The sequence below is a fragment of the Glaciecola siphonariae genome, from assembly GCF_042652645.1.
GTDB classification, from domain to species: Bacteria; Pseudomonadota; Gammaproteobacteria; order Enterobacterales; family Alteromonadaceae; genus Glaciecola; species Glaciecola siphonariae.
Genome location: NZ_JBHSGU010000001.1, coordinates 78,769 through 97,364, shown reverse-complemented (window position 1 = coordinate 97,364; position 18,596 = coordinate 78,769). Strand labels below are relative to the sequence as shown.

Here is an 18,596-nt window from a genome sequence, read left to right as displayed (position 1 = left end):
CAGACCTTTGCGCAGCTTCAGGGCTTTCAATGCAAGGCAATGTTACGCGTAAAAACGGTCCATAAGCAAAATAAAAACAGCGCCCTAGAGGCGCTGTTTTTGGTTCTGATTTAGCTTTGATGCTACGTTTTAATATCAACAAGGCCTCATTTGTTGAGACCTTCAAAACACAGCTTACTCCGGCGCATCAGCCACATCGATTAACTCAACGTCAAAGATAAGTGTTGAATTAGGGGTAATAGCACCTTGGCCGCGCTGACCGTAGGCAAGATCTGATGGGATGTAAAAGCGATACTTGCCGCCTTCTTTCATGAGCTGTAAGCCCTCAGTCCAACCCGTGATTACACGGTTAAGCGGAAATGAAGTAGGTTCGCCGCGCGAGTATGATGAATCAAACTCGGTACCGTCAATTAGGGTGCCGCGATAGTGCACCGTCACGGTATCTGTTGCGACGGGGCTGGCGCCGTCACCTTCTTCAATGACTTCGTACTGCAGACCTGATTCGGTTACCGTCACGCCTTCTTTTTGCGCGTTTTCAGCTAAAAACGCCTTGCCTACTTCAATGGCCTCTTCTGCTTGCTTGGCCATTTGTGCAGTTTGTGCTGCACGAAGCGCTTCATCAGACGCTTGGGTAAGCGCTTGAATCTCTTCCATAGTAAGCTGCGGCGTGTCATTCAAGGCATCTTCAAAACCTTTGCGCAGGGCGTCTCTATCGACTGCTAGGTCTAAACTCGCTTGCTGCTCGAAGCGGTTGTTTACAAACATTCCCATGCTTGCACCTAGCGCGTAAGACTGCTTTTGAGCGTCCGTTTCGAGTGCGATTGTTGCCGTCGCCTCAGCACTTGCTGTTTCTTCTTTATTATTGTCTGTGCCGCATGCGCTCAATAAAAACGCTGATAAAACTGCCGTGGCTAAATAAGCCTTTTTCATATTCATCTCCACTTATACGTTGGATTGTAATTGCCAGATTAGGATATACTGCACCCATGTTAGTTGGCTTGCTTCAAAAGTAAACCTATTACAATAAGATTACGCAATGAAAAGTCAATTTATGGTGCTCCTGACTAGTTTTTTGTTATTGGGATGCAGTGTACCAGAGTCAAGGCCAAGCAAAAGAATAAACTTATCTGAATCGGGTGTTTATGCGGCCGATATCAGTGCTAACGGCAAATATGCCGTGGTATCGCAGGTTAGCGGTGCAATTCAAGTGTACGACATAGAGGCTCAGCAACCCCGTTTTACTTGGCAGCATCAGGGAGATGCGACCAACCTAGTCGATAACGTTAGATTTTCACCAGACGATGAGTATGTGGTGAGCTCTGACAGCGAAACCTTTGCGATCTGGAGCGTTAACACAGGCGATCCGCTGGGTTTTTGGCGTATCGACGAATCTACCATCCAAGATGTGGCCCTTAGCAACCAAGCAAGCGGCATTTTGGTGGCAAGGGCGAACGGAACGGTGATGTTTTTTGAGCCCAATACCGAGCGACGCATTGAATTTTTAGGCCACGGCGAGAACAAGGTTAACTCCATTGATTTGTCGGCCAATGGCAAATATGCCCTTACTGGCGGCAACGACTATTACGCTTATTTATGGAGTACTGAAACCGGACAGGTGATTCATGCTTTTGCTCATCCTAACCGAGTGACTCAGGTAAAGCTCGACCAGCGCGCACGATATGCATTTACCGCAGACGGGCAAAACGATGCACAGATTTGGGATGTGCAGACTGGCTCAGCGCTTAGCCAACTGCAGTTTATTGAGCGCCAGATCATTTTCACAAGTGCGGATTTTTCAAAGGATGGTAAGTACTTGCTTACTGGTTCTCCTGCAAAAAGGCTAATGCTATGGGATATAAATAGTGGCGACGAAGTCATGCAGTGGCGGGTTGCGCCGCGAGATGGCCCAGCGCCTCAGTCGGCAGTAGTGTACGCGTCGGGGTTTATCGATGGCGAGGCAGTGTCGGTCTCTAGTAGCGGAAATTTAGCATTTTGGCGAATAAAAGGTGAGTAAAACCGTGAGTAACAACAGTGAACATATGCAGCAAGCCATTGAGACGCTTGAGGTAAAACTCGCCTATCAAGAAGATACGATAGAGCAGCTTAACCAGATTGTGACCGCTCAGCAGCGGCAAATACAGCAGCTCGAAAAACTAACTTCTAGCATGCTCGATAAACTAAAAAACCTGCAAAGCCAAGAAAACCAAATAAATGATGGTGTGGAGTTACCGCCGCATTACTGAGGGTTAATACGAGCAAGTGCCGATGCTTGTATTTGTTCGGCACATCGGTTTTGGACTACGGCAGCGTTTAGGGCTTAAACACACCTATCACGCCAGTAGAGCCTTTGCTGGCCTTTGTGACATTTTTATCGGCTTGGCTTTCGGCGTAATCGCACTTTACGCACGCAAGCTTCTCAACATTGTTTTCAGAGTAGAGCATGAGCGTGTCTTGCTGCTTACAGGAAGGGCATGTTGCCCCCGCAATAAAACGTTTTCTGGTGTGTTTGTTCATATTAAATCAATTATTACCTTTGCTTGTTAGTACACAAGCACAGTCATTAATGATCAATGCTCGGTTGTTTGCTATTCTTGCCAGCAAATTTAGCTCATGCAGTATTTATGGTAAAGCTTCAAGCACTCTCATTGCATCGCGGTGTTAAGCCGCTTATAGAAAATGTGTCTCTCGATATTTTTGCTGGGCAAAAGGTCGCCATTATTGGGCGCAATGGCTGCGGTAAATCAAGTCTTTTTGCGATGCTGCTCGGTCAATTATCGCCAGATGCTGGTGAGTACTCGCTACCCAAAGATTGGCGAGTTATTTCGGTTGCGCAAACCGTTGAAGATGATGGCAGCAGCGCCTTGCAATATGTGGTCAATGGCGATGCAGAATTACTCAGGCTGCGTGCTCAACTTGCCGAGGCCGAACAAAGTGGTGATGGTAACCACATCGCACTGCTACACGATAAGCTTGCCCAAGCCGGTGCTTATGATATCGAGGCGCGAGCGGCAACCATTTTGGCGGGTTTGGGGTTTACTGAAGACAAACTCAGTCATGCATTGTCGGCTTTTTCCGGAGGTTGGCAGATGAGGTTGAACTTAGCTCGTGCGCTGCTGTGCCCTTCTGATTTACTCTTACTCGATGAACCTACCAACCATTTAGACTTAGACGCCGTGCTGTGGCTCGAAAATTGGCTCAGTCAGTATTCAGGTACGCTGTTGCTTATTTCTCACGACAAAGCCTTTATCGACAATTGCGCGACTCAAATCGTGAGCTTTGAAAATAAAACCTTAATGGCCTATACCGGGGGGTATTCAAGCTACGAAAAGCAAAAAGCCCTGCGCATAAAACTGGCAGCCAGCGAATACGAGAAGCAACAGAAAAAACGTGAACACCTAATGAGCTTTATCACGCGTTTCAAAGCCAAGGCAAGTAAAGCGAAACAGGCGCAGAGCCGAGTAAAGCAGCTCGAAAAAATGGAAGAGGTGCTACCTGTGCAGCAGAGCAGCGGATTTTCATTTGAGTTTAAAGAGCCAAACAAGCTGCCTAACCCGCTCATTAAAATGGAGGATGTGCAGGTAGGTTACAATGATGCGATTGTTTTAGCTAAGGTTCATTTGAATCTCGTACCTGGCAGCCGCATTGGGCTTTTAGGTAAAAACGGCGCGGGCAAGTCTACGTTAATCAAGCTGATGTCGGGCAAGCTCAAGGCCTTGTCAGGCGAATATTTAAGCTCCGCAGGTCTTCATATTGGCTATTTTGCTCAGCATCAAGTGGATGCGCTTGATATGCAAAGCTCTCCGTTTGATCATATTCAGCGTCTTGATACAAAAATGACCGAGCAGGCGGTGCGTGATTATTTAGGCGGTTTTGGTTTTCACGGTGACGAGGCGATAGCAAAAGTTGCGCCGATGTCGGGCGGTGAAAAGGCCCGTTTGGTGCTTGCTATTTTAGTGTTTCAAAAGCCTAATCTCTTGCTACTCGATGAACCTACCAATCACCTTGATATCGAAATGCGCGGCGCGCTTAATTTCGCGCTGCAAGGCTTTGAGGGCGCTATTGTATTAGTCTCGCACGACCGTTATCTGCTAAGTTCAGTTTGTGACGATTTTTATTTAGTAGACGCAGGACAAGTCAGTGCATTTGACGGTGACCTAGACGACTATCGCAAATGGATGCTCAATGCGAGCAAAGACACTGCGCTACAAGCAAAAGCTGAAAGCCAAGGGCCGTTAAAAAAGGGCGAGCAAGGCAGTAAAGGCAGTATCGACCGAAGGGAGCTCAAGCGCCTTGAGGCAAAATTTCGTCAGGATACCAAACCTTTTACTGATGATATTAAGCGCTATGAGGCGTTAATGACGGAGCTGTCGCTGCGTAAAGACAAAATTGAACGCACAATGGGAGACAGCAGCCTGTATGAAGCACAAAACAAAGCACAGCTTACCGAGCTCCTGCAAGAGCAAGGAAAGGTCAACAGCGAGCTAGAGAGTGCGGAAATGAGTTGGTTGGAGGCTCAAGAGGCGCTCGAATCAGCTAAGCAAGCTTTTGATGAAACGCTCAGCAACATGATGGACAGTGCTTAATATGTTTACGCTAAAAGAGGACGAGTTTTGGGCGTTTTGTTTAGAGATATATGCGGTTGACGAGGTAAAACGCGCCTGCTTGCATCTGCAAGATGAAATGATGTTTAACGTGAATATCCTTCTACTTATGATGTACTTATGCAAGCATGACTTAGCCTTTGATTTTGATGATATAGAAAAACTAGAGCAGGGGATTTTGCGCTCTAATAGAGCCCTCAAAAAACATCGTGTTAAGCGTCGCGGTATTAAGCAAGTTAGCCAATCGCTTTATGAAAAAGCACTTAGCGAAGAGCTCGACATGGAAAGGCAGCAGCAAAAAGAACTTTTAGCGATTGCCAGTACGATGAAATTTAAACATATACCGGTTAAAAAAGTGCTGTCAGAGCAGATTGCGGCAACCTGCGCTCGGTATCTGACTGAAAGCCGAAATAAGCGCGTAAGAGCTCTCGACACTCGCTTGTTATCCAAAGAAACGCTGCAGGCCTGCAGTTGTTTTGTGAAGTATTTATAAAATGAAATTGCCTCAAACGAGCGTGAGTGAGACAAAGTACGGGCGCATCAGCACATCATCATTTCGCGCCCCTCGCTGGGCTCAAAATCCGCACCTGCAAACCATCTTCCCTAAATACGCAATGAGGACACCCAACGTCGATTTTAAAAATGTGCGAATCGACACCCCTGATAAAGATTTTTTGGATTTGGCGGTGTGCAGCCCGCAAGCAATGAAACAGCCAAAAGCGGTCGTTGCCCTATTTCATGGCTTGGAAGGTTCTAAAAAAAGCCATTATATTCAGCATCTTGCATACAGGCTTCAGCAAAATGGAATAGTGAGTGTCCTCATGCATTTTAGAGGCTGTAGCGGTGAAATAAACCGACAAGCAAGAGCCTATCACTCGGGAGAAACCAGCGATGCTAAACACTTCTTTCTGTGGATAAAAAAGACTTATCCACAGGTGCCGATGTTCGCGGTAGGTTTTTCACTTGGCGGAAATATGTTGTTAAAGCTCCTCGGTGAGCAGCAAGATGATACGATTAAGGCGGCGGTAAGTATATCGGCACCCATTGATTTAGCAGCATCATCGCAAGCCATTAACCATGGATTTGCAAGGCACTATCAAGCGCATTTGTTGAGCAGTATGCGACAAAACCTGATAAATAAAATGAAGGTGATTGATATGCGGCCAAATGTGCAGCTAAGTCCTGCAGATGTTGCAAAGCTAAACAGTTTTCGCCTCTTTGATGAATATGTGACCTCGGTTTTACACGGGTTTAAAAATGCTGATGACTACTATGAAAAATGCAGTGCTATGCAGTACATACAGCATATTAAAACGCCGACGCTTATTATGCATTCCTTGGATGACCCTTTCATGGATTCGCGAGTAGTTCCGCTACCTTGTGCGCTTTCAGACTATACGGCATATGAGTTGAGTTCTCACGGTGGTCATGTCGGATTTATGAGCGGTTCGATGCTGTCCCCAAATCTATACTTACCCGAGCGCATACTTAATTTTATTCAGGAGCACCTATGATTGTTGACTACAGAGAGTTGGCGCCAGATACGCTAGATAGCTTGATTGAGTCTTTTGTGCTGAGAGAGGGAACCGACTACGGTGAAGTCGAATATTCGCTAGCAGAAAAGGTAGAGCACGTGAAAGCACAACTGATAAACGAAGAAGCGTTTATCGAATATTCAGAAGAGCATGAGACAGTAACGATAGTGTCGCGTAATATTTAACCTGAATCCCGTTTAAGAAACGCACTCACTATTTTAATCAACTAAATAAAAAAGCGCCTACAATAGAGGCGCTCTGCTTAGAAGGTAAAGGCTAGAAGCTACAGATTCTTATCCAGAGCTCATGGTACCTAGTCTTTTTCAAACACTACGCTAAATGAAAACGGCACAGTGTCAGAAATATTTTGCAGCATCGCCACCTCTTTTAGTGCTGTTATGCCGCTTTCCAATCCAAAATTAGACGCGCTAAGAACGGTTGGTTTTGTGGTGCTGGCGCTTAATCGACCGTCTTTTAGGCCCGTAACCCTCACATCGAAAGATACTGGTTTAGTTGTACCACTGATGCTCAACTGCCCCTCTATTGTTGTTGTCACGGTTTCACCTGCACCTAAAGCCAGTAGCGCTTCGTCTATCTTTGCGGTAAAAGTGGCTGTCGCAATGTCACTGACTTTAAACAGCATGCTCTGCATACGTTTATTACGAATGGGGATCATGGTGTTCACTGAGGTTAAATCTACATCGAGCGTAAGTTCGCCCGCATCGCTGACGGTGCCTGAGAATCTATCGAAGGTATGGCTTTCGGTAACATTGACATTTTTAGTCGATAAAAAATTAACCGAACTGCTTTGAGAATCCAAAGTAAAATTAGCTAACGCAGCGTTTGCAGTTAACAAGCTCGCTGTAACCAGAATTGCTTTGCCTAAATTCGAACAAGTGCGCATGATGAATCGTCCGTTTTATTTAATGAGTGTGCACGAAAATGTGCACCAAATGTTTATTTGTATTGAATTATACTTCGCCAGTCTACGCGTTGATCACCTAACACGACAAAATCTGGATTGGTGACTTCTTTACGCTTATTGTATGAAAGCTCATCAAAAGTAGCCGCTTTAATTTGGCCCCCAGCTTCATTAATAATGCATTGCGATGCGCCAGTATCCCACTCTCCGGTCACGCCGAGGCGCATGAATACATCGGCTTTACCTTCGGCAATAAAGCACGCCTTAAGCGAACAACTTCCGGTGGGCAACGTTTGGTATTTACGTTTGTCAGATAAGCGCTCAAAAACGCGCTCCCGTGATTGTCTTCGCGATATAGCAATCATCACCACATCTTCACTGGGCACGCCAAACTGGCGCACAGAAATAGCTTTGGTTTCTGCCGAGCATCGCTTGTAGGCCCCGTTATCTTTACTCGCAAAGTATAAAGATTCACCGCAGGGCCAATAAATCACACCTATCACCGGCTGATGACGCTCAATTAATGCGATATTAATCGTAAAGTCGCCGCTTCTAGCAACAAACTCTTGGGTACCATCAATAGGGTCTATCAGCCAGTATCGAGTCCATGCTTGGCGCTGGTCAAGGGGAGGAATTTCAGTTTCTTCCGACATAATAGGGATATTTGGGGTGAGGCGCGATAACACTTCGCTGATGATTTCATTGGCGCGATAGTCAGCGCTTGTTACCGGCGATTCGTCGTCCTTTTCATAGGTTTCAAACGTGCCTTTATCATATATATCAAGCACCTCAATGCCGGCCTGAACCGCAACGTCTTTGGCTATTTCGAGCAATTCATCAATTGATTTGGACATCATAATTGGTCTCTCCAGCGCTGTAGCAAGAGCAAAGCCGCTACGCTGCGGGCTTCTGTAAAATCTTCTCGTGCGAGCAATTCGTCGACTGCGCTTATGGGCCACTCAACCACTTCTAGGGGCTCTGGCTCATCCCCCTCTAAGCGCGATGGCGTTAAATCTTGCGCAATTAAGACATTCATTGTGGCATCGAAAAAGGTGGGTGCCATCATGAGTTTACGCAAAGGTTTTATTGTGGCTGCCTTATACCCAACTTCTTCTTGAAGTTCACGATTGCCGGCTTCGTCAGGCGTTTCGCCTGGGTCTATTAAGCCCTTTGGAAAGCCTAATTGATATGAATGCGTACCGGCAGCATATTCTCGAATCAGCAGCATCGTGTCTTGATTGAGTAAGGGGATGATCATTACAGCGCCGCGTCCACTGCCGCCCATGCGCTCAAATTCTCGCGTGGCGCCGTTGCTAAATTCTAAATCAACTTGCTCTATCTTAAAAAAACGACTTTTTGCAATCGTTTGTGTTTTATGGATGGTAGGCAATATTTTATTCGGATTAATTTTACTCATTCAACCAACACAAGATACACTTAGGCTTCAAGAGGCTTAACATTAGCATAAGGAACAAAGATTGGCACTGTTACCCTGGCATAATATAGAAACGGTATTGCTCGATATGGACGGGACGCTGCTAGATTTGCATTTTGATACCCAGTTTTGGGTCGAGCACATACCCAAAAAGCTCGCGCAAAAGAGCGGCAAGCCTCTTGCTGAGTGCCAAGCGCACATGAAGGAAGCGTATGAGCAAGTGTATGGGGAAATTCAATGGTATTGTTTAGATTACTGGGCCGAAAAGCTCGACCTTGACATCATGGCAGCAAAGCGCGAACTGATGCATCTTATTCGGATGCGTGATGATGCGCTGCCGTTTTTAGATGCCTTGCACAGCAGTCAACGCGAAGTGGTGCTAGTCACGAACGCGCATCCCGGTAGTCTTTCGCTTAAAGTTGAAAAAACACAGTTAGATACCCACATCGACACGCTTATTTCAACGCATCAATTTGGTGTAACTAAGGAGTCACAGTCTCTTTGGCAGCAGTTGCAGGCACACCTTGGTTTTGATCCAAAGCACACTCTGTTTGTTGATGATAGCCAACGGATTTTGGACGCTGCAAAGGAGTTTGGCATAGCTTATACTTTGGGTATCAGTAATCCTGATAGCCAGGCGCCTGAAAATGTTATTGAAGGGCATCCAAGTACCAATAATTACCACGACATCCTGCAGTCAATCATAGACGATAATTTTCAGGGTGGCAGCAAAAGGTAGGCAAATGAAAATAGTGGTGGCATCGCAAAATCCGGTTAAATTAAATGCAGCGAAAGCCGCATTTGCACAGGTGTTTTCAGCCGATACTGTTGAACTCATTAGTTACGACGCTGCATCTGGTGTGCCAGACCAACCCATGTCTTATGAACAAACTCGAGAGGGTGCGCATAATCGCGTTATCAATGCCTACTCACAGCCTGGTGATTTCTATATTGCCTATGAAGGCGGTGTGGATGTATTTGAAGATGGTCCCAAAACTTTTGCGGTAATATGTATTTCAAACGGCGAAAGCATTGTATACGGGCAGACGGCAACGCTACCCTTGCCTATGAGTATTTACGAAAATTTGCTTGAAGGGATGGAGTTAGGTGACGCCATGGATATATTGTTTAACACGCACAACATTAAGCAAAAAGGCGGTGCGATTGGGCAGCTCACTGGCGGCCTACAAACACGCGCTTCGGTGTATGAAAGCGCAACTATTCTGGCATTGAGTGTGTTTGCCCAACCTGAGCTTTTTGGGGCTTAGCGGCCAGTGCTTGTAGTGGCTAGTGCTCAGCGGTAAGTAAAACCCTTGGTCTTGCCTACGCCGCCAGAACCTTAAGTCTACAATTCAATTAAGTAAAATCCCTGCTGATTGACCCGAAAGAAGGTGTCAGCAGCTTGCTGAATGACTTCTGGTAAGGCGTCATCCGGCTTAAATTGACCGCTCGCCTCGTATCTACCCTCAGCATCTACCAGTATATTGGCGCTCAGTTGAAGACTATTCTCTGGTAGGATTTCAACGGTCAAATTACCCTCGCTACAGCTTAAATTCGCCTCAAAACTGCCAAGGTTTACTGCTTGCTGAGGGGTGTCTACCTCTGCATTTAACCAAGCACCGTTGCCGCGTAATGCTGTGCACTGCGGTGTCATGTCTAGCGTATCTATATCAATGCGAAAGCGGCCGTTAGCGGTAACAGCAATGGGAAGTCTAAATTGCGAAAGTACAGACTTGGCTGGCACAAGCATCTGCGTTTGCTCGAGTGAAAAGGTATTGGTAGACAATAAATTTACTGATGCTTTGCCGCTAATATAGAGTTGTTCGCTGTCTCTTAGTGCGCCGCCTTTGATGTCGATATTCGCCTTGAGCAGGAAAAGCGCCCATGGGTTCAATTCCCAAGTCAGATTGTTGACCCTAAAACCTGAGGCATCGAGGCTCAAAGCACTGCCGCTAAATAAAGTGCCATTTACGCCAGAGAGTTTGAGCTCTTGCTTGCTTTGTTCATGAAGTACATCTGCAACATAGGCGGCAGGTAAATAGGCAATTAAAAAGCCTATATAGCTGATAATGGCCAGCACTATCCAATGCCATGTTTTCATCCTCATATTTGCCTTAGCCCTTTCCTAACTGCAAACGGCGCACCTGCACCAGTCCGTCTTTATTGGTTTCACTAAAATCAGATTGTAGAATTACTACGCCGCGTTGCTCTAAGTCTGCTAGCCACTGCATGAGCGCATTAAAGGGAACCTCGTCAATCCACACTTGCAGTTCATCATCTTGCGGCTGTAGGCGTGATACCGAGATGTTCGCGCTGCGAGTAGTTTGGTTAACAAGCTGAGTTAACGAGCCGCTGAAACGCGTGACTTGTCCTGTGCTTTGTAAAAGCTTTGCGCGGCTGCTCTGCTCTTGCACCCAAACCAGCAGTTTTCGGTCAGCCTCCAAGCCGGCATGTTGAGTGTCCAATGCATTATTTAAAGGTGCCCATAAAAGGTAGTAGAAAAGCACGATAAGGCTTACACCACTGGCCGCAAGTACGAGCACTCTCTCCCGCTCAGATAGCTGTAAAAACCATTGTTTAACTGCTTGCATGTAGTATCTCACTGATCATCATAGTGTGTTTAGCCTCTTACAATAACGACGCCAACCACTTTATCGCCTTGGTTGTTTATTGCTCCTTGGTCTACTTCAAAACCAAGGGATTGGATGTCGCGCCGAAAGCGCTCTAGCGATTCGAAGTTAGTGGCAACCGACTGCATTCTGAGTTCAGTGCGGCTGGCATCAAAACGCAGTGTCTGCGGCGTAACACCAGAGTTAGAAAACGCATCGGTGAGCTGAGATAAGATGGCAAGCATACTCAAGCCACCCCCGCCTTGTTCCAAGCGTTTCATTTCATTTTGCACAGCAATTCGCGCTTGACGATATTGCCCAATGTTTGGAAAACCCTCGGCAATAGAGGCCGCAATCTGCTGATTTAGCTCGGCGCGCTCACTCTTGATTTGGTTTAGCTCAATCGTTTTAGATACTAAATTGACGGTGAGTGCTATGGCCGCCAGCGCTGCGGCAAGTTTCCATTTTTGCCAGTGAGGATTGCCTGCGCGTTTAACAGCATAGGGGCCCTGTAGTAAATTAATACTGCTGGCCTGAATATTTTTGAGCATAAGCTGCAAAGGTAAATCGTCATAGTGAAAGGTGAGCTCTTCGCTCGTGCTATCAATACCGGTTAGCTCGCTATAGCAATCCAGGGAAACTTCTGCATTCTTTGCTTTTTGTAAAACCATGGGCAAGAGCCAATCAATCTCACCCTCCTGAGCACTGTGCTCGTCAAAGCGAGCAATCAGTTGGTCGTTAATTTGCAAAAGGCTATAGGCATTTTCTTTCACAGGTAAGGTTAAAGCGTCAGGAATGAGGGTTTGGCAAAATATATCGGCATCGTTCATGGCATGCTGCCACATGTCTAACTTCGTTTTTGCGACTACCGCAACTTGCTGTTTTTCGCCTTCCCGTTTACCTAATGCAACAAAATGCTGACTAATATCGCCGCAAATCTCTTCTTCTAACATAAAGGGAATAGCGTTTAGAATTTTACGCCCCGCATTAGGGGGCAGCGTCACGCTAGTTAATAAAATCTCTGATGCTGGCGCAAGAGCAATAACCTCAGCACTCTGTGCACGCTCTTTTAGTGAGGCAAGTTCTAGCGCAGTGCTCAACTCACCAGAGGCAATAATTTCTTGCTCGTCATCGTTAAATACCAACCACTGTAAGGGGGCATTTAAATCGCTGCCGAATCTGAGAATTAAACGTTGCACGTGCTAATAGTCTCCAAATGAGTAGTCGCTAGGCGCTTGGCTGTAAAAGAAAAAAGTACCAAGAAAATACGCTTCAAACTAATAAAGTTCAATCAATAGCCTCCAAACTCACGTCGAACAACGGTAACGGTAGTGTCTTCTACGCGAAATAAGGTGCTGAGTCTAAACCGAGCATCATTGTACGTGGTTGTGCTGATAAGCTTAAAGTATTTTGTATCTATAGCAAACCAATCTAATTGTTCAGCAGTTAATCCAAGTTGCGTGACGCCAGGCAAGTTTTTAAAATCATTTATATCACTGAACCCTTCGGGTGAACGGTTTGAGATAATGGTTTGTGCATTATCGATATCGTCGCCTAAAAGGGCAGCTAAGACGGCGGCTTGTTTTTCAGTAACGGTATTTACATTTAATTTTAGGGTGCTCTCTGGCAGCACGCAGACTAAATGCAGTAAATCGTCGAGCCAGCGATTTTGAATGACCTCACTGATGCCGTTGATTAGTCTTAATTCACTGGCGCTCGACATCGGGCTATTTGCAGCTAAATAGGGATTAGGAAGGGACTCATAGTCAAGATCCTCGGCACCAAAATTAGAGGGGTTATCATCTTCATCAATCCAGTCAATTAATGAGTCGGTAAGGGTATCTACCGTAAAGGAATCTTCAATCACAATATCTAAAAGGTTGTGAAAGGCTTGCTGGCTGGCCAAACGATTTATGCCATTTCTTGGACTAACCGGCGACGGATTAGCCACAGGAGTGGGTGCATTGGGCGTATTGTCTGGTGTCACCAACGAGTTGCCAGGTGCTGCGGGTGCACTCCCTGCGCCTGCTGATGGCGGCACTGAGTTAATTGCATTTAAGTTAAAGCAAGACTGCATGTCAATGAGTTCAGCTTTGATACTGCCACCGTCTACCGGATATTCAAATGTTTGCGCCCATGGTTGGCTGAGGTTTATGTTGCCAGGGCTCAGGGTTGCCAAAGCCCTTAGGGATTTACGAGCAAACTGCTCCGCACCTAAGGCATACCAATACGCTTGGTTATTGTCTTTAATATTCTGTGCCCGCACAACATTTAACTGTAGCCGGCTAACCATTTGGGTGGCAAGTATGCTGACAAGCGCAACAATTAATAATACCACCACTAATGCAACACCTGAATGAGCATTGGGTTTTGATGAAAGATGAGGCTTTAGCATCACAAACTCACCTGAAACACGCGTCTTAACTCACCAAACTGGGTTGATGTAATCGTAATCTGAATCGCCTTCGGTAGTTCGGTGCTTTCAATCGTGTCAGACCATTCAAATTCTTCATTGCTGCTTACCGTTCGCAGGACTTCGACCTGAAAATCCTCAATGTCGTCCAGCAGTACCCTGAGTTTCGGTTCTGTGCCAATGACTGCATCTACAAAGTTAGTGTGTAGGCGCTGTAATTGCCCCTCTTGCATGCGATAAACGACATTTTGCAGTTCACTTCTTGGCAGCATCATTTGCGGGTTATGCCAGCCGCTTCTGACCATTGCGATACCATCGGCATCACTCTCAAACTCAAATTCCCCGCCGTTCAGGACAAGTTTGTTTTCTTGGCCTTGAATACGCGGCACGCGATCGGTGATTTGTTGAAAGTCGCGTTCAATAACAAGCATGGCGCGCTGCAAACTTTGAAGGTTTGATAGTTCAGCATCTGAGATTTCACTGCTTGATGTGACGTTACTTAGTACTTGATTAGCCGCAAGGGCCACAAAAGAAAATATCGCTACAGCAACCACAAGCTCAATTAAAGTAAAGCCAGCGTGCTTCGCCTTGCCCCTGCTGCCAGCGCCAGCAACGAGGACACTCAAACTTTTTGAACGGTAAAAATAAAAGAAGCGAGAAAAAAAGCGAGGACACTCAACTTTTTTAACAAGCCAAACGCGGGCAACGAAGATAAAAGCGAGGACACTCAAACCCCATCTACAAACCCTAGCAAATAAACCCATGTACTAGTCCTTCGCCATAAACGTTGAGACACTGGTGATTGAGCCCGTAAAATCTTCATTTTCATACACCGTAATCGACACTTGCAAAAGGTCTTCATCTGCAGTTTTAAGCACCTGCTGCTCCCAATACCAAGTGCGTTGCGCCATTTCAGATTCACCTTTGAGATTGTTTTTTGGTGGCCATGTAACCTTGGCTCGCATACTGGCCTCGGTAAGTTGATTGTTTGCGACATAGGTTGCAAAGGTTAAGTTTTTAAGCATGCCGACCGAATTAAGATGTTCGGCTGCACCTTTAACAACAGCCGCTCCTGCTAGCGCGAAAATAGCGACAGCAATCAGCACCTCCAATAAGGTAAACCCCGCGTTTTTGATGAAACCAGCTCGCAACCTTAAGGGTCTCATAGGTCCTCAGGCCCCAAGCGTGTGAGCGGCGGTACGTCTTCGCCCTGCAGTGTGAAAAAGAACGGAGGGTTTTGTGCAAAGGGTTCGTCGTAAACTAATCGAAGCTCAAATGGTGTAATTTCGCCGCTCGACAATAACAGGATTTGTGGCGGCGGGGGCTCAATGTCCTCCTCATTGCCTATTTCAACGCCATCGTTACTCACGCTGAGCGACTCGTCAAACACCGTAGTATCAAACAAACTATCTTGAGACTTCCAAGGTAGGTCATCCAATACGAGCTCAACGCTAACATACTCGGGCAATTCGGTGGACGCAAAAATAGGTTGGGCTTCAATAGGGCGCCACTTCTGCTCTTCATTAAGGGCAACAAACTCATACGCCATCTTTTCATCATCAATGCGAAGACCCAACTGCTGTTGATTCATTACCGCGTAGTCGCTGGCCATATCAAAGAGAACCTGTAGTTTTCTGGTCTCCTGTTCTACCTCATCGCTTGGGTCGCGGCCAATCACATTATAGGTGACGGTTGAAACAATTAAGCCAATTACCGCTATGACTAAAATCAATTCAAGCAGCGTAAAGCCCTGATGCTTACCTTGGGTTCGCATGCCTTTGGCGCTCCTGCGCTACTTGCTTAAAGATATTCGTTAATGTTCCAACTACCGATGTCATCTTCCGTACCTTCTATTCCATCGGGGCCTAGCGAGTAAATTTCGACAGGCTTTATTTCTCCGGGGCTCAACAACTTATAATCACCGCCCCAAGGGTCCTGCGGTAAGCGATTGATAATACCGCCTTCAGGGTAGTTTTTAGGAATCGGTTCAATGCTTGGAATGGATACTAAGGCCTCTAAACCTTGTTCCGTGGTGGGGAAACGATTGGCATTTAGCTTGTACATTTGAAGCGCATTTTCAAGATTCTGGATATCTATGGCTGCTTTTTTAAGCTCGGCGGTAGACTTACTGCCGCCAACGTTTGGTATCACCAATGCCGCAATCATGCCGATGATGAAAATTACTATCATTACCTCAATTAAGGTAAAGCCCTGCGCCTTATGTTTGCCTAGCGTTAGGCTCCTAAATGCTTTCATGTTGAGATTCCTTGTTAAGTACCTACTAAATTGTTTAGTGCCAATATAGGCATTAAAATAGCCATCACGATAAATAAGACAATAGCCGCCATCGACACAATTAATACAGGTTCAAATATTTTCAACGCGATGTTAATGGTCGACGCCAGTTCGCGCTCCTGATTATCTGCCGCGCGCGCTAGCATGCCTTGTAACTCTCCTGAACGCTCACCTGAGGCTATCATATGCATCATCATCGGTGGAAACACTTTTGTGTTATCAAGCGCTGCACGTAAACTGCTGCCTTCTTTCACTTTTTCAGCGGCGTCTTGTACTAAATTTTTCAGGTGATTGTTTTCAAGCACGTTGCCTGCTATTCGCATCGATTCAAGTAAAGGCACTGCACTGGCTGACAATATGCTTAAGGTTTGAGCAAAACGTGCGGTATTAGTTCCGCGCACTAGTTTGCCAATTACTGGCAAAAAAAGTAGACGCTTGTGCCACATTAATTGAATGCGCGGGACTTGCAGCAAGCGATTGATAAGAAGAACAACGATTAAAAGCCCGATGCCAGCAAAAATGCCGTATGCCTGCAGCGCATCACTGATGGCAATCAAAATGCGAGTCATCAGCGGTAGCTCCTGGCCCATTTTGTCGAATTGCTCAACAATGCTCGGCACAACTACCGTCAGCAGCATTATCACCACGCCGAGGGCGACAAGCATCATTACAATGGGATATATCAGTGCCTGATTTATTTGGCTAGATGTTTCGTGGCGCTTCTCAGTATAGTCAGCAAGGCGACTGAGTACGGTATCTAAGTGCCCCGAGCGTTCGCCTGCGGCAACCATGGCGCGATAAAGCGTGTCAAATACTCTGGGAAAATCCGCAAGCGCTTTTGCTAACGCGTGACCTTCGACCACTTTGCTGCGCACGGCCATCATCATATTTTTATGTTTAGGCTTGTCGCACTGCTCCGCTACTGCGAGCAGGGCCTCTTCAATGGGCAAAGACGCTTCAATTAGAGTAGCAAGTTGTCGAGTGAGCAGGGCTAGATCAGACGCGGATATTTTTGGCGAGAATAAAGTAAACTGTCTTTCGCTGTTTTTTTGTTCAGCGACTTGTTCAACCTCAACCGGTATCAGCGACTTCTCACGCAATTGCTGGCGAATCTGTCTGGCAGTGTCGCCCTCTAGGACGCCATTTTTATTTCTTCCTCGCGCATCGAGCGCCTTGTATGCAAACGCTGGCATTATTCTTCCCGCGTCACTCTGAGTACTTCTTCTAGCGAAGTAATGCCTTTGAGCACTTTATCGAGGCCGTCTTGACGAATTGACGGAGTGGTTTGGCGTATATATTTTTCAATGGCTTGTTCGCCTCGTCCGTCGTGCATCATTTCACGAACCTTGTCATCGACGATGAGCTGTTCGTGAATACCAGTACGCCCACGATAGCCAGTATAGTTGCAAGAAACGCAACCTTTAGGCTGGTAAATAGGTGAGGGGTCGTCATGCGACAATCCAAGAACTTCACGCTCTTTTGCGCTCGGCGTGTGTTCAGTCTTGCACTCGGAGCAGAGGGTGCGAACGAGTCTTTGCGACAGCACAGACAACAAGCTCGACGAGAGTAGAAACGGCTCTATGCCCATGTCTTCGAGTCGGGTTATCGCGCCGGCAGCGGTGTTAGTGTGAAGCGTTGATAGCACCAAGTGTCCGGTTAAACTCGCTTGCACAGCAATTTGTGCGGTTTCGACATCGCGAATCTCCCCCACCATCACTACGTCAGGGTCTTGGCGAAGGATAGCACGTAGCCCCCTTGCGAAAGTCATGTCCACTTTTGGATTGACCTGCGTCTGCCCGATGCCCTCAAGGTCAAATTCGATGGGGTCTTCTACAGTAAGTATGTTTCGGTCTTTAGAGTTAATTTCACTGAGGCCTGCGTAAAGTGTGGTACTTTTACCAGAACCTGTGGGGCCGGTTACCAACATAATGCCATGTGGTTTACGAATAAGGCTGGAGAAGTGTTGTCGATTATGCAGCGTCATGCCAAGGTCTTCTAAATTTAGCCGTGCATTATTCTTATCTAGTAAGCGCAGTACCACACGTTCGCCATGGCTCGACGGCATAGTAGAAACCCTCACATCAACTGCTCTGCCGCCAATGCGAAGGCTAATGCGCCCGTCTTGAGGAACACGCTTTTCCGCAATGTCCATTTTTGACATTACTTTGATACGAGATACCAACATTGAAGACATTTTGCGATTTGGCCGCAGTATCTCTCGCAGCACGCCATCAACCCTAAAGCGCACTATTAACTGATTTTCAAAAGTTTCAATGTGAATGTCCGACGCACCTTCTTTAATCGCCTCACCCAACATCGCGTTAATAAGTTTGATAATCGGTGCATCATCCTCATTATCAAGCAAGTCTTCCGTATCGGGCAGGTCTTCTGCAAGAGCAAACAAATCGCTCTCATTGCCAATATCTTCCATAAGCTGTTTTGCATCAGAAGAGTTACGCTGGAACGAATCGGTTAACAATTGCTCGAAGTTATCTTCTTCTAACAGCTTCATTTGCAATGAGGCACCCACATAGCGCCTTACCTCAGCGATGCTTTTTAATGCTGTGGACTCGGTGTAAAACAAGGTGGCAGGTTCGGTATCTAGCCCTAGCAGTGCTTTATGACGTTTTGCGAACCCAAAGGGAAGCTGAGAGCCGATGATTTCGTCGTCATCTGGCATCACTTCTGTGTTTGCTTCAATTTGTGCCTGCTGCAAATCTACCGCTTCAGACTCAAAAGTCTGAGATTCTGATGAATCATTTGGTAGCGCGCTGTTGTCCTGCATG

The 18,596-nt window shown here is 46.4% G+C and carries 23 protein-coding genes; 8 read left to right on the top strand and 15 right to left on the bottom strand.

The annotated features are described in order from the left end of the window. Window positions 1–174 precede the first annotated feature (174 nt). Entirely contained in the window at window positions 175–930 is a 756-nt protein-coding gene (fkpA, locus tag ACFO4O_RS00485) for an FKBP-type peptidyl-prolyl cis-trans isomerase (RefSeq protein ID WP_382405243.1), read from the bottom strand. A gap of 106 nt (window positions 931–1,036) precedes the next feature. On the opposite strand from fkpA, the gene ACFO4O_RS00480 reads away from it, so the two are divergent. After that, window positions 1,037–2,014, top strand: a complete 978-nt coding sequence (locus ACFO4O_RS00480) for a WD40 repeat domain-containing protein (protein ID WP_382405241.1) — start codon at window positions 1,037–1,039, stop codon at window positions 2,012–2,014. Between the two features lie 4 nt (window positions 2,015–2,018). Continuing rightward, on the top strand, window positions 2,019–2,243 hold the full coding sequence (locus ACFO4O_RS00475; protein ID WP_382405239.1) for a SlyX family protein: 225 nt from the start codon (window positions 2,019–2,021) through the stop codon (window positions 2,241–2,243). 67 nt (window positions 2,244–2,310) lie between these two features. Here the strand turns inward: ACFO4O_RS00475 and ACFO4O_RS00470 are convergent, their stop codons facing one another. Then, entirely contained in the window at window positions 2,311–2,514 is a 204-nt protein-coding gene (locus ACFO4O_RS00470; protein ID WP_382405238.1) for a YheV family putative zinc ribbon protein, read from the bottom strand. Between the two features lie 107 nt (window positions 2,515–2,621). On the opposite strand from ACFO4O_RS00470, the gene ACFO4O_RS00465 reads away from it, so the two are divergent. Genes ACFO4O_RS00465 through ACFO4O_RS00450 form a run of 4 tightly spaced genes read left to right on the top strand, consistent with a single transcriptional unit; the run spans window position 2,622 to window position 6,321 of the window. Then, a complete protein-coding gene (locus ACFO4O_RS00465; protein ID WP_382405236.1) occupies window positions 2,622–4,583 on the top strand; it encodes an ATP-binding cassette domain-containing protein in 1,962 nt (653 codons plus the stop codon). A 1-nt stretch (window position 4,584) separates the two neighbouring features. Further along, on the top strand, window positions 4,585–5,094 hold the full coding sequence (locus ACFO4O_RS00460) for a TIGR02444 family protein (RefSeq protein WP_382405234.1): 510 nt from the start codon (window positions 4,585–4,587) through the stop codon (window positions 5,092–5,094). Window position 5,095: 1 nt separating this feature from the next. Beyond that, entirely contained in the window at window positions 5,096–6,115 is a 1,020-nt protein-coding gene (locus ACFO4O_RS00455; RefSeq protein ID WP_382405233.1) for a hydrolase, read from the top strand. Continuing rightward, window positions 6,112–6,321 (top strand): YheU family protein, encoded by a 210-nt coding sequence (locus ACFO4O_RS00450; protein ID WP_382405231.1) that lies wholly within the window; start codon window positions 6,112–6,114, stop codon window positions 6,319–6,321. Before ACFO4O_RS00455 ends, ACFO4O_RS00450 begins: the two co-directional genes overlap by 4 nt. A 128-nt stretch (window positions 6,322–6,449) precedes the next feature. Here the strand turns inward: ACFO4O_RS00450 and ACFO4O_RS00445 are convergent, their stop codons facing one another. The 3 genes from ACFO4O_RS00445 to nudE are packed head-to-tail and all read right to left on the bottom strand — an operon-like array spanning window position 6,450 to window position 8,475. Beyond that, a complete protein-coding gene (locus ACFO4O_RS00445; RefSeq protein ID WP_382405229.1) occupies window positions 6,450–7,040 on the bottom strand; it encodes a YceI family protein in 591 nt (196 codons plus the stop codon). A 53-nt stretch (window positions 7,041–7,093) separates the two neighbouring features. Further along, window positions 7,094–7,915, bottom strand: a complete 822-nt coding sequence (cysQ, locus tag ACFO4O_RS00440; RefSeq protein ID WP_382405228.1) for a 3'(2'),5'-bisphosphate nucleotidase CysQ — start codon at window positions 7,913–7,915, stop codon at window positions 7,094–7,096. Then, entirely contained in the window at window positions 7,912–8,475 is a 564-nt protein-coding gene (nudE, locus tag ACFO4O_RS00435; RefSeq protein WP_382405227.1) for an ADP compounds hydrolase NudE, read from the bottom strand. Before nudE ends, cysQ begins: the two co-directional genes overlap by 4 nt. A gap of 61 nt (window positions 8,476–8,536) precedes the next feature. Here nudE and yrfG point away from each other — a divergent pair, with 61 nt between their 5' ends. Both yrfG and yjjX read left to right on the top strand, forming a co-directional pair. Beyond that, complete coding sequence (gene yrfG / locus ACFO4O_RS00430; RefSeq protein WP_382405226.1) at window positions 8,537–9,232, top strand: GMP/IMP nucleotidase; 696 nt, start codon at window positions 8,537–8,539, stop codon at window positions 9,230–9,232. Between the two features lie 4 nt (window positions 9,233–9,236). Continuing rightward, complete coding sequence (gene yjjX, locus ACFO4O_RS00425) at window positions 9,237–9,761, top strand: inosine/xanthosine triphosphatase (RefSeq protein ID WP_382405225.1); 525 nt, start codon at window positions 9,237–9,239, stop codon at window positions 9,759–9,761. Window positions 9,762–9,838: 77 nt separating this feature from the next. Here yjjX and ACFO4O_RS00420 read toward each other — a convergent pair whose 3' ends face one another. The 10 genes from ACFO4O_RS00420 to gspE form a co-directional block, all read right to left on the bottom strand. Beyond that, window positions 9,839–10,594: a type II secretion system protein N gene (locus ACFO4O_RS00420; RefSeq protein ID WP_382405224.1), complete on the bottom strand. Its 756-nt coding sequence runs from the start codon at window positions 10,592–10,594 to the stop codon at window positions 9,839–9,841. A gap of 13 nt (window positions 10,595–10,607) precedes the next feature. Continuing rightward, the gene (gspM, locus tag ACFO4O_RS00415) at window positions 10,608–11,084 is read right to left on the bottom strand and encodes a type II secretion system protein GspM (protein WP_382405223.1); all 477 of its coding nucleotides are present in this window, start codon (window positions 11,082–11,084) and stop codon (window positions 10,608–10,610) included. A gap of 29 nt (window positions 11,085–11,113) precedes the next feature. Continuing rightward, window positions 11,114–12,301 carry a type II secretion system protein GspL gene (gene gspL / locus ACFO4O_RS00410; protein ID WP_382405221.1) on the bottom strand — a complete coding sequence of 396 codons (1,188 nt, stop codon included), beginning with the start codon at window positions 12,299–12,301 and terminating at the stop codon, window positions 11,114–11,116. Between the two features lie 92 nt (window positions 12,302–12,393). After that, window positions 12,394–13,497: a type II secretion system minor pseudopilin GspK gene (gene gspK / locus ACFO4O_RS00405; RefSeq protein ID WP_382405219.1), complete on the bottom strand. Its 1,104-nt coding sequence runs from the start codon at window positions 13,495–13,497 to the stop codon at window positions 12,394–12,396. Further along, complete coding sequence (gene gspJ / locus ACFO4O_RS00400) at window positions 13,497–14,279, bottom strand: type II secretion system minor pseudopilin GspJ (protein WP_382405218.1); 783 nt, start codon at window positions 14,277–14,279, stop codon at window positions 13,497–13,499. Before gspJ ends, gspK begins: the two co-directional genes overlap by 1 nt. 3 nt (window positions 14,280–14,282) lie before the next feature. Continuing rightward, on the bottom strand, window positions 14,283–14,681 hold the full coding sequence (gene gspI, locus ACFO4O_RS00395) for a type II secretion system minor pseudopilin GspI (RefSeq protein WP_382405217.1): 399 nt from the start codon (window positions 14,679–14,681) through the stop codon (window positions 14,283–14,285). After that, window positions 14,678–15,289, bottom strand: a complete 612-nt coding sequence (gene gspH / locus ACFO4O_RS00390; RefSeq protein WP_382405215.1) for a type II secretion system minor pseudopilin GspH — start codon at window positions 15,287–15,289, stop codon at window positions 14,678–14,680. The genes gspI and gspH overlap by 4 nt, the downstream gene beginning before the upstream one ends. A gap of 26 nt (window positions 15,290–15,315) precedes the next feature. Next, entirely contained in the window at window positions 15,316–15,771 is a 456-nt protein-coding gene (gene gspG, locus ACFO4O_RS00385) for a type II secretion system major pseudopilin GspG (protein ID WP_382405214.1), read from the bottom strand. A gap of 14 nt (window positions 15,772–15,785) precedes the next feature. Beyond that, on the bottom strand, window positions 15,786–17,003 hold the full coding sequence (gene gspF, locus ACFO4O_RS00380; protein ID WP_382405213.1) for a type II secretion system inner membrane protein GspF: 1,218 nt from the start codon (window positions 17,001–17,003) through the stop codon (window positions 15,786–15,788). Beyond that, entirely contained in the window at window positions 17,003–18,595 is a 1,593-nt protein-coding gene (gene gspE / locus ACFO4O_RS00375) for a type II secretion system ATPase GspE (protein WP_382405211.1), read from the bottom strand. The genes gspF and gspE overlap by 1 nt, the downstream gene beginning before the upstream one ends. Between the last annotated feature and the right edge of the window lies 1 nt (window position 18,596).

What these genes read in the sequence shown, in the direction of transcription:
- fkpA (WP_382405243.1), bottom strand. Translation starts at nt 930, where the DNA reads ATGAAAAAGGCTTATTTAGCCACGGCAGTTTTATCAGCGTTTTTATTG.
- ACFO4O_RS00480 (WP_382405241.1), top strand. Translation starts at nt 1,037, where the DNA reads ATGAAAAGTCAATTTATGGTGCTCCTGACTAGTTTTTTGTTATTGGGA.
- ACFO4O_RS00470 (WP_382405238.1), bottom strand. Translation starts at nt 2,514, where the DNA reads ATGAACAAACACACCAGAAAACGTTTTATTGCGGGGGCAACATGCCCT.
- ACFO4O_RS00465 (WP_382405236.1), top strand. Translation starts at nt 2,622, where the DNA reads ATGGTAAAGCTTCAAGCACTCTCATTGCATCGCGGTGTTAAGCCGCTT.
- ACFO4O_RS00460 (WP_382405234.1), top strand. Translation starts at nt 4,585, where the DNA reads ATGTTTACGCTAAAAGAGGACGAGTTTTGGGCGTTTTGTTTAGAGATA.
- ACFO4O_RS00455 (WP_382405233.1), top strand. Translation starts at nt 5,096, where the DNA reads ATGAAATTGCCTCAAACGAGCGTGAGTGAGACAAAGTACGGGCGCATC.
- ACFO4O_RS00450 (WP_382405231.1), top strand. Translation starts at nt 6,112, where the DNA reads ATGATTGTTGACTACAGAGAGTTGGCGCCAGATACGCTAGATAGCTTG.
- ACFO4O_RS00445 (WP_382405229.1), bottom strand. Translation starts at nt 7,040, where the DNA reads ATGCGCACTTGTTCGAATTTAGGCAAAGCAATTCTGGTTACAGCGAGC.
- cysQ (WP_382405228.1), bottom strand. Translation starts at nt 7,915, where the DNA reads ATGATGTCCAAATCAATTGATGAATTGCTCGAAATAGCCAAAGACGTT.
- nudE (WP_382405227.1), bottom strand. Translation starts at nt 8,475, where the DNA reads ATGAGTAAAATTAATCCGAATAAAATATTGCCTACCATCCATAAAACA.
- yjjX (WP_382405225.1), top strand. Translation starts at nt 9,237, where the DNA reads ATGAAAATAGTGGTGGCATCGCAAAATCCGGTTAAATTAAATGCAGCG.
- ACFO4O_RS00420 (WP_382405224.1), bottom strand. Translation starts at nt 10,594, where the DNA reads ATGAAAACATGGCATTGGATAGTGCTGGCCATTATCAGCTATATAGGC.
- gspM (WP_382405223.1), bottom strand. Translation starts at nt 11,084, where the DNA reads ATGCAAGCAGTTAAACAATGGTTTTTACAGCTATCTGAGCGGGAGAGA.
- gspK (WP_382405219.1), bottom strand. Translation starts at nt 13,497, where the DNA reads ATGCTAAAGCCTCATCTTTCATCAAAACCCAATGCTCATTCAGGTGTT.
- gspJ (WP_382405218.1), bottom strand. Translation starts at nt 14,279, where the DNA reads ATGGGTTTATTTGCTAGGGTTTGTAGATGGGGTTTGAGTGTCCTCGCT.
- gspI (WP_382405217.1), bottom strand. Translation starts at nt 14,681, where the DNA reads ATGAGACCCTTAAGGTTGCGAGCTGGTTTCATCAAAAACGCGGGGTTT.
- gspH (WP_382405215.1), bottom strand. Translation starts at nt 15,289, where the DNA reads ATGCGAACCCAAGGTAAGCATCAGGGCTTTACGCTGCTTGAATTGATT.
- gspG (WP_382405214.1), bottom strand. Translation starts at nt 15,771, where the DNA reads ATGAAAGCATTTAGGAGCCTAACGCTAGGCAAACATAAGGCGCAGGGC.
- gspF (WP_382405213.1), bottom strand. Translation starts at nt 17,003, where the DNA reads ATGCCAGCGTTTGCATACAAGGCGCTCGATGCGCGAGGAAGAAATAAA.
- gspE (WP_382405211.1), bottom strand. Translation starts at nt 18,595, where the DNA reads ATGCAGGACAACAGCGCGCTACCAAATGATTCATCAGAATCTCAGACT.